General features: G+C 72.2%; 10 protein-coding genes. 6 read left to right on the top strand and 4 right to left on the bottom strand.

Going from position 1 to position 11,633, the window contains the following annotated elements; genetic code table 11:
- From ACFWBW_RS31815 to ACFWBW_RS31790, 6 genes are all read left to right on the top strand, one after another.
- Nucleotides 1-381, top strand: a 381-nt coding sequence (locus ACFWBW_RS31815; RefSeq protein WP_385379867.1) for a GNAT family N-acetyltransferase, incomplete at its 5' end; no start/stop codon positions are given.
- 81 nt (nucleotides 382-462) lie between these two features.
- On the top strand, nucleotides 463-1,503 hold the full coding sequence (locus tag ACFWBW_RS31810) for an LLM class flavin-dependent oxidoreductase (RefSeq protein WP_385379864.1): 1,041 nt from the start codon (nucleotides 463-465) through the stop codon (nucleotides 1,501-1,503).
- Between the two features lie 78 nt (nucleotides 1,504-1,581).
- Nucleotides 1,582-1,971 carry a GntR family transcriptional regulator gene (locus ACFWBW_RS31805; RefSeq protein WP_385379861.1) on the top strand — a complete coding sequence of 130 codons (390 nt, stop codon included), beginning with the start codon at nucleotides 1,582-1,584 and terminating at the stop codon, nucleotides 1,969-1,971.
- Nucleotides 1,968-2,852 carry an ABC transporter ATP-binding protein gene (locus ACFWBW_RS31800; protein ID WP_385379858.1) on the top strand — a complete coding sequence of 295 codons (885 nt, stop codon included), beginning with the start codon at nucleotides 1,968-1,970 and terminating at the stop codon, nucleotides 2,850-2,852. The genes ACFWBW_RS31805 and ACFWBW_RS31800 overlap by 4 nt, the downstream gene beginning before the upstream one ends.
- Complete coding sequence (locus tag ACFWBW_RS31795; protein ID WP_385379855.1) at nucleotides 2,849-3,784, top strand: ABC transporter permease; 936 nt, start codon at nucleotides 2,849-2,851, stop codon at nucleotides 3,782-3,784. Before ACFWBW_RS31800 ends, ACFWBW_RS31795 begins: the two co-directional genes overlap by 4 nt.
- A 153-nt stretch (nucleotides 3,785-3,937) precedes the next feature.
- Entirely contained in the window at nucleotides 3,938-7,345 is a 3,408-nt protein-coding gene (locus ACFWBW_RS31790; protein ID WP_385379852.1) for a molybdopterin-dependent oxidoreductase, read from the top strand.
- Nucleotides 7,346-7,368: 23 nt separating this feature from the next.
- Here ACFWBW_RS31790 and ACFWBW_RS31785 read toward each other — a convergent pair whose 3' ends face one another.
- The 4 genes from ACFWBW_RS31785 to ACFWBW_RS31770 form a co-directional block, all read right to left on the bottom strand.
- Nucleotides 7,369-8,712, bottom strand: coding sequence for a radical SAM protein (locus tag ACFWBW_RS31785; protein WP_385379849.1), 1,344 nt, complete (start codon nucleotides 8,710-8,712; stop codon nucleotides 7,369-7,371).
- Between the two features lie 128 nt (nucleotides 8,713-8,840).
- Entirely contained in the window at nucleotides 8,841-10,388 is a 1,548-nt protein-coding gene (locus ACFWBW_RS31780; RefSeq protein ID WP_385379847.1) for an aldehyde dehydrogenase family protein, read from the bottom strand.
- A 79-nt stretch (nucleotides 10,389-10,467) separates the two neighbouring features.
- Nucleotides 10,468-10,980, bottom strand: coding sequence for a hypothetical protein (locus tag ACFWBW_RS31775; protein WP_385379844.1), 513 nt, complete (start codon nucleotides 10,978-10,980; stop codon nucleotides 10,468-10,470).
- Between the two features lie 6 nt (nucleotides 10,981-10,986).
- The coding region (locus ACFWBW_RS31770) for an SCO0930 family lipoprotein (RefSeq protein WP_385379841.1) at nucleotides 10,987-11,633 on the bottom strand (647 nt) is incomplete at its 5' end.

Raw genomic sequence — 11,633 nt, 5'->3', positions numbered from 1 at the left:
GTGCTGGAACTGATCGAGCTGACGAAGCCCGGGCCCTTCCTGCCCCGCACCGTCGAGTTGGGCACGTACCTCGGCATCCGCCACCGGGGCCGGCTGGTGGCCATGGCCGGGGAGCGGCTGCGCCCGCCCGGCTGGACGGAGATCAGCGCGGTCTGCACCCACCCCGGCTTCCGCGGCAGGGGCCTGGCGACGCGCCTGGTCCGCGCCGTCGCCGCGGGCATCCGGGACCGGGGAGACGTGCCGTTCCTGCACACCGCCGCCGAGAACACCGGCGCCATCCGCCTCTACGAGTCGATCGGTTTCACCGTGCGCCACAGGCCCTTCTTCATGGCCTTCCGGGCGCCGCAGGACGCGGGTGACATTGCCGCCACACGCATTTAACAGTGCCGAGTTCGATTTCATACTCCCGTCATTTCCGCGCCCCGTATTTCGGGCATGCCAATTCCGAGGAGCGACGCCGACGTGAAATTCCTGGCCATCACCCTGATCACGGACGGCACGGATCCGGCGACGGGCGCCCCGGCCCCCACCCGCGAGCGGTTCCGGCAGGTCGTCGACGCCGCCCTGCTGGCGGAGGAGCTCGGTTTCGACGGGTTCGGGGTCGGCGAGCGGCACGAGCGGCCGTTCCTGTCGTCCTCCCCGCCCGTGGTGCTCTCCCACATCGCGGCGCTGACCCGCCGCATCCGGCTGTACACCGCCGTGACCACCCTGAGCCTGCTGGACCCGGTGCGGGCGTACGAGGACTACGCGACGCTCGACCATCTCAGCGACGGCAGGCTGGAGTTGATGATCGGCAAGGGGAACGGCACCGCGCAGCGCGAGCTGTTCGACGTGAGCTCCGAGGACCAGTGGGAGCGCAACTCCGAGGGCTACGAGCTGTTCCGGCAGATCTGGCTCGAGGACAAGGTGACGGCGCAGCCGCGCTTCCGGCCCGCGCTGACCGGCGCCGAGGTGCTGCCCCGGCCGTACCAGAAGACGCTGCGGGTCTGGCACGGCAGCGCCACGAGCCGGGAGTCCGTGGATCTCGCGGCGCGCTACGGCGACCCGCTCTTCTCCGCGAACGTCACCCATCCCATCGGCCCGTACGCCGCGTTGATCCGCCACTACCGCGAGCGCTGGGAGCACTACGGACAAGATCCGGCGCACGCGGTCGTCGGCGCGGGCACGGCGGGCTTCCACACGGCGCCCACCTCGCAGCAGGCGGTCGCCGCGTACCGGCCGGCGTTCGCCCGGTACCTCGCGGCCCACGCCGCGCAGGGGCTGGATCCGGTGTTCCCGACCCTGGAGGACTTCGTCGAGCGGAGTTCGGCACTGATCGGCAGCCCCGAGCAGGTGATCGAGAAGGTGCACCGCTACCACGAGGAGTTCGGCCACACGGTCCTGCACCTCCAGGCCGAGCCGGGCGGGCTGACCGAGGCCCAACACCGGGACTCCCTCGCACTGTTCCAGTCACGGATCGCTCCGGTTCTGCGCAGCTCGATTCCGGATCCCTCCTTCGCCTGAGCCGGCGAAGGACAGTTGACAGAAGTTCTCCCCTGCACCACCCTTTCACTACTTGCCTAGTGAAAGGGTGGTGTTGTCGTGCTCGAGTACCGCATCGACCGGCGTAGCGGCATCGCCACATACCTGCAGATCGTCCAGCAGACCAAACAGGCCCTGCGCCTGGGCCTGTTGGAGCCGGGTGACAAGCTGCCGACCGCGCGCGAGGTCGTCGAGGCCACCGCCATCAACCCGAACACCGTCCTCAAGGCCTACCGCGAGCTGGAGCGCGAGGGCCTCGTCGAGGCGAAGCGGGGCCTGGGCACCTTCATCCGCAAGTCCCTGGGCGGCGCCCCGGCGGAATCCCCGCTGCACGCCGAACTCGCCGACTGGGCGCGGCGGGCACGGGAGGCCGGGATGGAGCGGGACGACGCGACCGCTCTCTTCTCGGCCGTACTGGAAGAGCACTTCAAGGGGGAAGAACACGTATGACGCACACCGTGATCGAGGCGGACGGCCTCGGCCTGCGCTACGGACGCCGGGGCAGGTGGGCGCTGCGCGACTGCTCCTTCCGGCTGCCCGAGGGCCGTGTCTGTGCACTGGTAGGACCCAACGGTGCAGGGAAGTCGACCCTGTTGACCATCGCTGCCGGGCTCGTGTCAGCGACGGAGGGCCACCTGCGCTCGGTACCGCGCGAGGAACTGGCCTACGTGGCCCAGGACAAGCCGCTCTACCCGCAGCTCACCGTCGGCGACACGCTGCGCATGGGCCACGAGCTCAACCCGGGCCGCTGGGACGCGAGCAGGGCGGAGCAGATCGTGGAGGCGGGGGACCTCGACCCGCGCGCGAAGATCCGTACGCTCTCCGGCGGGCAGCGCACCCGGGTCGCCCTGGCCCTGGCCCTCGGCAAACGCCCGAGCCTGCTCCTGCTCGACGAGCCGATGGCCGACCTCGACCCGCTCGCCCGGCACCGGCTCATGGGCACGCTGATGGCCGACGCCGCCGAGAACGGGACCTCCGTGGTGATGTCCTCGCACATCCTCACCGAGTTGGAGGGCGCCTGCGACCACCTCCTCCTCGTCGACGGCGGCCGGATCCGCCTCTCCGGCCCGCTCGACGAGATCGGAGCGGCGCACCAGCTGCTCACCGGCCCCGCCGCCGCCCGCGACGAACTCTCCGCGCACACCGTCGTCGAGGCCCGCACGACGGGCCGCCAGCTCACGGCGCTCGTAAGGCCCCAGGGCCCGATCGACAGCGACACCTGGCAGACGACCCACCCGTCCCTGGAGGAACTCTTGCTCGCCCATCTGCGCGCGCCCGAAGCCCCGGCGTTCGCCCTGGACGCCGATGCCGCCGAGGGGGTGTCGGCATGAGCACGCTGACGCTGAAGGGTCCGTACTGGGTGACGGTCCGCCAGCACCGGCGGGTGCTGTGGGCGGTGCCCGCCCTCGTGGCCTTGGGCCTCGTAATGATGGTCTCGCTGCGCATGTGGAGCGGCGACTCGGAGGCCGACCGAGAGTTCTACATGTCGTCCGAGTACTACGCATGGGAGCTGCTCCGACTCTGCGTCATGTACGCGGGAAACACGCTCCTGTTCCTCCCGCTGCTGGTGGGAGCCTTCGTCGCCGGTCCGATGGTCGCCCGCGAGCTGGAGAGCGGGACCTGGCGGCTCGCCCTCACCCAGTCGACGACGGCGCGGGCCTGGCTCGGCTCGAAGGTCCTGGTGGCGACCGCGGTCTCGGTGCTCGGTTCCCTCGCCCTCATCGGGGTCTACCGCCTCGGATGGGTGCGGGTGAATCAGACGTGGCAGGTCACATGGGCCGACCGCGGTCCGTACGAGGCCACCGGCCTGGTGCTCGTCGGCTACTGCCTGCTGGGCGTGGCCCTGGGCGCCCTCGTCGGTCAGCTCGTCCGGCGGACCCTGGTCGCCATGGCCGTCACCGGTTTCCTCACGGGCATCGTGCTGCTGGTCCTCGGCGCGCTGCGCTGGTCGTTCCTGCCTGTGGTGACGAGCACCGCGCCCTTCCCGGGGCATGTGCAGCCGGAGTTTCCGGCTTCCGCGTTCATGATGGACTCCGGGTTCCTCACCGCCACCGGTGAGCGCCTCTCCGAGAACGCCTGTTTCGAGCGAACACAGATGGTGGACGGCTGCCCAGCCGACCTGAACATCACCGCCCGGTACCTGGACGTCCACCCCGTCTCCCACTACTGGCCCACCCAGCTCATCGAAACCGCCATCCTCCTCACCCTCGCCGCCGCGGTCCTCTACGCCGCCTTCCGCCTGGTGCAGAAGCGTCACCCCTGACCCTCCCGTGAGCAACGCGGACGACCCGTTCGGCCCGGGGCGAAAGTCCCGGCCGGGCGGGTCGTCCGGTGCTCCGTTCGCGACCATCGCCGCTGGTCAGTGCCGTACGCCGGGCTGTCCACTGGAAGGAGGTCCGCGAGCAGGGAGAACGTCGTGTCCGAGGAGAGGCGAGGGTTCTGCACCCTCTGCAAGTCGCGCTGCGGCGCGATCTTCACCATCGAGGACGGCCGGCTGACCGGCGTCCGGCCGGACCCCGACCATCCCACCGGCACCGCGATGTGCCCCAAGGGCCGTTCCGCCCCCGAGATCGCGCACAGTACGAGCCGGCTGACCACCCCGCTGCGCCGGACCAACCCCAAGTCCGACCCGGACCCGGGCTGGGTGCCCGTCTCCTGGGACGAGGCGATGGAGGAGATCGCCGAGAAGATCGGGGCGATCGCAGCCGAGAGCGGCCCCGAGTCGGTCGCCTTCGCCGTGGCCACACCCTCGGGGACCATGGTGTCGGACGCCACCGAGTGGATCGAGCGTTTCGTACGCCTCTTCGGCAGCCCGAACACCGTGTACAGCGCGGAGATCTGCAACTGGCACAAGGACTTCGCGCACGCCTTCACCTTCGGCTCGCCGATCCCGCCGCCCGACTACGCGAACGCGGACCTCGCCCTGCTGTGGGGCTTCAACCCGGCCAAGACCTGGCTCGCCCAGTCCTCCGCCCTCTCCGCCGCCCAGGCGACCGGCACGAAGCTCACCGTGGTGGACCCGCGCCGCTCCACCAGCGCGCTGCGGGCAGACCACTGGCTACGCGTCCGGCCCGGCACCGACGCCGCGCTCGCCCTGGGCCTCGCCCACCTCCTCATCGCCGGCGAGGGCTACGACGCGGCCTTCGTCCGCGCCTGGACCAACGGCCCCCTCCTCGTCCGCGCCGACACCGGCCGGTTCCTGCGCGCGGACGAGCTAGCCGATACGCCAAGGGAACGCACGGGCTTCGCCGTCTTCGACGAGGAGACCGGCCGGGCCGAGCCGTACGACACCGCACGCGCCGCCGTCCGCCCGGAGCGCTTCGCGCTGCGCGGCACGCGGGCGGTCGCCCTCCGCGACGGCTCGGTCGTCGACTGCGCGCCCGCCTTCGAGCGGTACGCCACCGCCTGCGCGGCCTGGCCGCCGGCCCGGGTCGCGGCCACCACCTGGATCCCCGAGCGGGAGGTCCGCGCCCTCGCCGCGGAGATCGCGGCCGCGCCCTCGGTCACCTACTACGGGTGGACGGGAGTGGGGCAGAGCGCGAACGCCGCCCAGACCGAGCGCGCCCTGGCCACCCTCTACGCGCTGACCGGTTCCTACGACGCCCCCGGCGGGAACCACGTCGTCCCCGCACCGCCCTACAACCCGGCGACGTCCTTCGCCCAGTTCGCCCCCGAGCAGCGCGCCAAGGCCCTCGGGCTCGACAAGCACCCGCTGGGCCCGCCGTCCTTCGGCTACATCAACTCCGGCGACCTGTGCACCGCCATCGAGACGGGCCGCCCCTACCCCGTCCGCGCGCTCATCGGCTTCGGGTCCAACCTGGTCGTCGCGCAGCCCGACTCCGACCGTACGGCGCGGGCGCTGGGCGCGCTCGACTTCCAGGTCCACCTCGACCTCTTCCACAACCCGACCAGCAGCAGCGCCGACATCGTCCTGCCGGTCAACAGCTCCTACGAGCACGAGGCCCTGCGCTTCGGCTTCGAGGTCGGCCATCGGGCCCAGGAGCAGGTCCAGCTCCGGCCCCGGATGGTGGAGCCGCAGGGCGAGTCCCGCAGCGACACCGAGTTCGTCTTCGACCTCGCCTGCCGTCTGGGCATGGGCGCCGACTTCTTCGACGGGGACATCGAGGCCGCCTGGAACTGGCAGCTCGAACCCCTCGGCCTCACCGTCGAGGAGCTGCGCCGACAGCAGGGTGGCGTCCGGGTGCCCCGCACGGAGGCCTACCGCAAGTACGCCTCCCCGGTACCGGACGGCGCGGACGCGGTGACCGGCTTCGCCACGCCCACCCGGCGCGTGGAGCTGTACTCCGAGCGGCTGCTGGAGCACGGCTACCCGGCGGTGCCCGAGCACCACGACCCCGCGCCCACGGACGCCGCGTACCCGCTCGTACTGACCTGCGCCAAGCACGGGTACTTCGTCCACAGCCAGCAGCGTTCGGTGACCTCGCTGCGCCGCCGGGCCACCGACCCCTCCGTGGACCTGCACCCGCGAACCGCCGCCGCCCACGGCATCGGCGAGGGTGAGTGGCTGGAGCTCGCCACGCGCCTGGGCTCCATCCGGCTGCGCGCCCGCTTCGACGACTCCCTGCACCCCTCCGTCGTCGTGGGCGAGTACGGCTGGTGGCAGGAGGCCACCGACCTCGCCCTCCCGGGCGCCGACCCGACCGCCGCCACGGGCAGCAACTTCAACCGGCTCATCGACCACACCGAGACCGACCCGCTCAGCGGTTCGGCGCCGATGCGGGCGGCCGCCTGCCGGATCGGCCCGGTTCCCGGAGACGGCACCTGGACGGGGACCCGCCCCTTCACCGTGACGGCCCTCACCGAGGTCAGCCCCGGCATACGCGCCATGCGGCTCGCCCCGCAGGACGGCGGAGCCCTGCCGGACTACCGTCCCGGCCAGCACCTGACCGTACGCACCGAGAACCCGGACGGCACCGTCCAAGACCCGGCCGACGGCCGCAGCTACTCCCTCACCGGACCCGCCCTCGCGGCCGGCCGCACCGACTACGGGCTCGCCGTACGCCGCATCCCCGGCGGAGCCTTCTCCACCCGGATCCACGAGGAGCTCCGGGTCGGGGACCAGCTCCACCTGGCGAGCCCGGGAGGCGTCTTCGCCATCCCCACGCACACCGGCAACCCGGTCGTGCTGCTCGCCGGCGGCATCGGCATCACCCCGTTCCTCAGCTACCTGGAAACCCTCGCCGCCACCGGCGGCACGGTCCCCGAGGTCGTCCTGCACTACGGCAACAACAACGCGGCCGACCACCCCTTCCGGGACCGGCTGCGCGCACTGGCCGCCCGGATACCCGCACTGACGGTCGTCGACCACTACGCCGCTCCCGGTCCGCAGGACGTCCTCGGCCGGGACTACGACCGCGCCGGTTTCATCGGCGTCGACGACATCGACCCCGGCCTCATCGCCCGCCGTGCCCGCTTCTACCTGTGCGGACCGCAGCCCATGCTGGACGCCCTCACCGGCGCGCTGATCGCGCGCGGTGTTCCCCGCTTCGAAGTGTTCAGCGAAAAGTTCCGCCCGGCCCGGCGGGAGGTGGCGGTGCCCGACGACGCCGAGTACACCGTCACCTTCGCCCGGTCCGGACGCAGCGCCACCTGGCGCAAGAACGACGGCCCGCTCCTCGCCCTCGGCGAGGCGGCCGGGGTCGCCATGCCCAGCGGCTGCCGGGTCGGACAGTGCGAGAGCTGCGCCTGCACGGTCCTCAAGGGCACGGCGGCCCATTGGGTGACCCCCTCGGAGGACCTGCCCGACACCGACGTCCTGACGTGCCAGTCCCTGCCGACCTCGGACCTGGTCCTCGACCTCTGAGCGGGACCCCCGAGCGGGACTCGTCAGGTGGTGGTCTCCTCCTTCTCCTCCAGCCCCTCCAGGCTGTCCATGAAGGAGGAGACGGAGAACACGGCGCGGCCGGGGCCGGCCGGGCCGTAGCCGGGCGGGGAGCTCAGGCCGAACTCCTCCAGCGTCGCCCGGTAGGTCTCCAGCAGGCGAACGTGGTACTCGAGGGGCGCGCCCAGCGGGTTGGCCTTGCCGAGCGGGGTCGTCGGCTCCGGGCACCAGGTGGTGAAGCGCGGAACGACGCCGTGCGACATGAAGAACCGCAGGCCCTCCTGGGTGGACGCGATCGCCTCGCTCACCTTGGTGAACCCGAAGGGCTCGGCCATCTCGATGCCCGCCACGAAGTTCGGGATCACGTTGCGCGGGCCGAACACCTCGGTGGAGTCCAGGATCCTGCGGTGCCATTCGTCGCGGCCGACGTAGCGCTCCTTGCCCGGGCAGTGGAGCTTGAACAGGTACTCGTCCCACACCTCGAAGTTGGGGTGGTAGATCTTGATGCCGTGGTCGTGGAAGCGCTGCACGGCGTCGCGGGGCAGGGCCTGAGCGACGACCTTGCCGGTCCAGCGGCCGGGGAAGCGCTCCTCTATGGCCTGGGCGTACTGGCCGTAGAAGTCGGCCTCGTCACGGCCGCCGACCTGGGAGGTGATCGAGCCGCCCGTGAGGGTGTAGGCCCGGGAGATGCCCGCCGTGTCGTACCGGTCGATGATCTCCAGCGCCTCCAGCACCTCGTCGACCGGCTTCACCCCGGTGTAGGGGCGGCCGGCCGCCTTGTGCTGGCGCCAGTTGTGGTTGATGTCGCAGAACTGGCACTCCTCCTTGGCGCCGAAGTACTGGCACACCCGGAAGACCGTCAGGTAGATGAGGTAGCCCCACTGGATGGTCGGCGCGACCTCCATCACCGACTTGCCGTTCGACAGCTTGTGCCGGTAGTACTCCGGCATCGGCGGCAGGCCGACGTCCGCGATCCGTACGCCGTCCAGGTACAGGCCGAGCGCGCCGTCCTCCCCGCCGCGCACCACGTACGGGGAGTCCGGGTTGACCCGTACGGAGACCACCGTGCGGCGCAGCTCGTACGGGCCACCCGTGAGCACGATCTCCTCGGGGGGCCGGTTCAGGGCGGCGGCGCCGAGCTCCGGGAGGGTGCGGTGGTCGAAGGAGAAGATGAAGTACGACTTGGGCTTGACGTCGCCCGAAGACCCGTCGGCGCCCCCGCTGAGCGCGGACTCGTCGAAGGCCATGCCGCCCCGCAGGAGGTCTTCCTTGATCACGGCTTCCCGGGGCACGTGCGGGAAGCGCCCCATCAGGTCCTCGATCAGCGCGGTACGGCTGGGACTCTCCATCTGCGGCTCCATTCCAGGCTCTTGCCGGGCCGCGGCGGTCCGCCCCCTTGGCGTTCCGCGCGGCGCGGCGGTGATCTCACTGTAATCAGCGCGCCCGGGCCCCGGCGCAGCGCCTCCTCGGCGGCTTCTCAGGGCGTCAGCTGGTACTCCGGGAAGTTGCCCGGGAGCCGTTCGCCGGCGGGTCCGTGGGTGACCGCGCGGACGAGGAGTTCACCGCCGACGAAGGCGCCCCGCCAGGAGGCGCCGAACCCACCGAAGAGCTCCTCCCGGTCCCCGCGCGAGCGGGGCGTGCCGTGGCCGATCTTGAAGGCGCGGATCTGGGGTGCGAGGCGGCCGAAGGTGGCCGGGTCGTCGGTGGAGAGGGTGGCGACCAGGGCCCCGTTGGAGGCGTTCATCGCCGCCAGTAGCTCGGCCTCGGTGTCGACGAGCACGATCGTGTCCACCGGGCCGAAGGGCTCCGCGTGGTAGAGGGGTGAGGAGGCCGGCGGGCTGAGGAGGGCCAGCGGGGCCACGTAGGCGGAGGTGTCCTGCCCGGGCAGGAAGCGGTCCGGGTCCAGCGAGCCGCGGAAGAGGGGGACGGCGCCGCGGTCCACGGCTTCCGCGGCGTGCTCGGTGAGCTCCGCGGCCTTGGCCGTGTTGATGAGCGGGCCGAAGTCCAGCTCGGGCAGCGGATCGTCCGCGTGCGCGACGGCGAGGGGGTGTCCGGTGCGGACGGCGGAGACGGCGGGGAGGTAGGCGGCGAGGAAGGCGTCGAAGGCGGTGCGCTGGACGACGAACCGGGGGTAGGCGGTGCAGCGCTGCTTGCCGTAGTCGAAGAGTTTCGGGATGGCCGCGCCCAGCGCGGTCCAGTCGGTGTGTTCCCAGATGCCCCAGGTGTTGAGGCCCTCCTGTTCGAGGATGTGGCGTTTGCCGAGGTCGGTGAGGGCGGTGGCGATGCGGGCGCCCGTGTCGCGGCCGCCGACGAAGGAGACGCAGCCGATCTCCGGGGAGCGGACGAGCGCCTCGGAGAGTTCGCCTCCGCTGCCGCTGACGAGGGTCACCGGGACGTTCTCGCGGTGGATGAGGGCGCAGGCGAGGGTGAGGCAGGCCAGGCCGCCGTCGGTGGGGGTCTTCGCGATGACGGCATTGCCCGCGAGGGCCTGCACCAGCATCGCGTGGACCAGGACGGACATGGGGTAGTTCCAGCTGGCGATGTTGGAGACCGGACCGTCGAGGGGGGTCCGGCCCTCCAGCATCTTGTCGATGTGGTCCACGTACCAGCGCACGCCCTCGATCGCCCGGTCCACGTCCGCGCACGCGAGGCGCCAGGGCTTGCCGATCTCCCACACCAGGAGCAGGGCGAGCAGGTCGCGGTGTTCGGTGAGGGCGTCGAGGGCGGCGGTGACGCGGGCCCGGCGCTCCGCCGGAGGTACCTGCCGCCAGGCGCGGTGCTGGTCGAGGGCGGCCCGTACCGCCTCCGTCGCGGTGCCCGCGTCCAGCCGGGGCGGGCCCACGATGGGACTGCCGTCCACGGGACTGGTGGCGGGCAGGGCGTGGCCGTCGCTCTGCCAGGCGCCGGCCCAGAGGTTCAGGACACCGTCCTCGCGGAAGGCCTCCGGGGCGGCGGCGAGAGCGCGCCGCCAGGCATCGGCCCAGGCCGTGCCTGGCTTGAGGACGAGGGGGGTGGGCTGTGCCATCTGTGAGTCTCCGCTCAACGGCGGGCGGGTCGGGCCGGTCGCTCCGACCGTACGTACCGTCGGTGCGGCGTCCGTGCTCTCAGGCGTCGGCGGCGAGTCGCGCCCCCGAGTGCGTCGGGAGCGCCGCGGGGTGAGCGCCATGGGTGTGGCCGGGCGCCGAGTCCAGGGTTCCGCCGAGGGCGGTCCGGGCCGGGGTCAGGGCGTCCGCCGAGGGCCCCGTGATGATCCAGCGCTCTCCGACGAGGTACGTGCCGCCGTACTGCCGGGACTCCGCCAGCCACGCGGCTCGGCCCTGGGCCGTGCTGAAGGTGGCCACCCGGAAGGCCAGCCCCTCCACCGCGCAGGCGCCCTCGCGCACCTCCTGCGCGTCGACCGTCACTTCGGGGCTGCAGCCCAGGGCAGCCGCGATCCGGTCCAGGGGCTCGGGGGCGGGGGCCGGGGCCGAGGACGCCGCCCGCCCTCCGCCCGTACCGCCCGCGCCCGTGCCCGCCCCCGCCGTGCAGGCCGCGCAGAGGAAGGCGGCGAGCAGGAGGGCGGCGGGCGGGACGATCGCGCGGGGCGCCCGGGGCGCCGCGTCTCCCGTGGCGGGCACGGCCGGTCAGCCCGCCGCCGGGATCTTCTTGCCCGCGTCGTCCACCGCGAACCAGAGGCCCTGTAGGCCGTGTCCGTTGGTCTGGCCCGGTGCGGTGTCTCCGGTGAAGAGGTAGACCGGCCAGCAGTCGATCGTCAATTGACGGGTTCCGTCGGGCCGTTCCACGGATCCGACCAGCCCGGCCGGAATTCCGACGGCCTTTTCCGCTTCCACGGGTTCGGCCGGTTTCCACGTGTTCAAACAGGCGTCGAGGCAGCCGAATTTCATCGGCCAGGCGCTGTCCTTTCCGAACCGGTAGAGAGTGCGCCCCTGGGCGTCCACCATGAGCTTTCCGAGTTTCGCGTCGTTCACGGCGGAGAGCGGCGCGGATTCCTTTCCGGCGTCCGCCGCCTCCTCCCCGTCCGCCGTCTCCTCCCCGTCCGCCGCCTTGCCGCCGTCCGCCGCCAGCGCGTGCCAGGTGCCGCCGACGCCCTCGCCCTTCGCGTCGCCCGGCTTCGTGTCCTTCGCGTACCGGTACACGGGCCACCCCGCGAGCGTGAGCTGGCGGGTCCCGTCGGACCGCTCGACCGAGCCGAGCAGCCCGGCGTCGATGCCGGCCGGGGCCTGGGCCCCGTCCGCGGGAACCGCGGGCCAGAGGGTGGCGCAGGCGTCCT

The organism is Streptomyces sp. NPDC059957, assembly GCF_042730015.1.
Lineage (GTDB): Bacteria > Actinomycetota > Actinomycetes > Streptomycetales > Streptomycetaceae > Streptomyces.
Note: the sequence above shows the minus strand (reverse complement) of the source record. Positions and strands in the feature narration are given on the sequence as shown.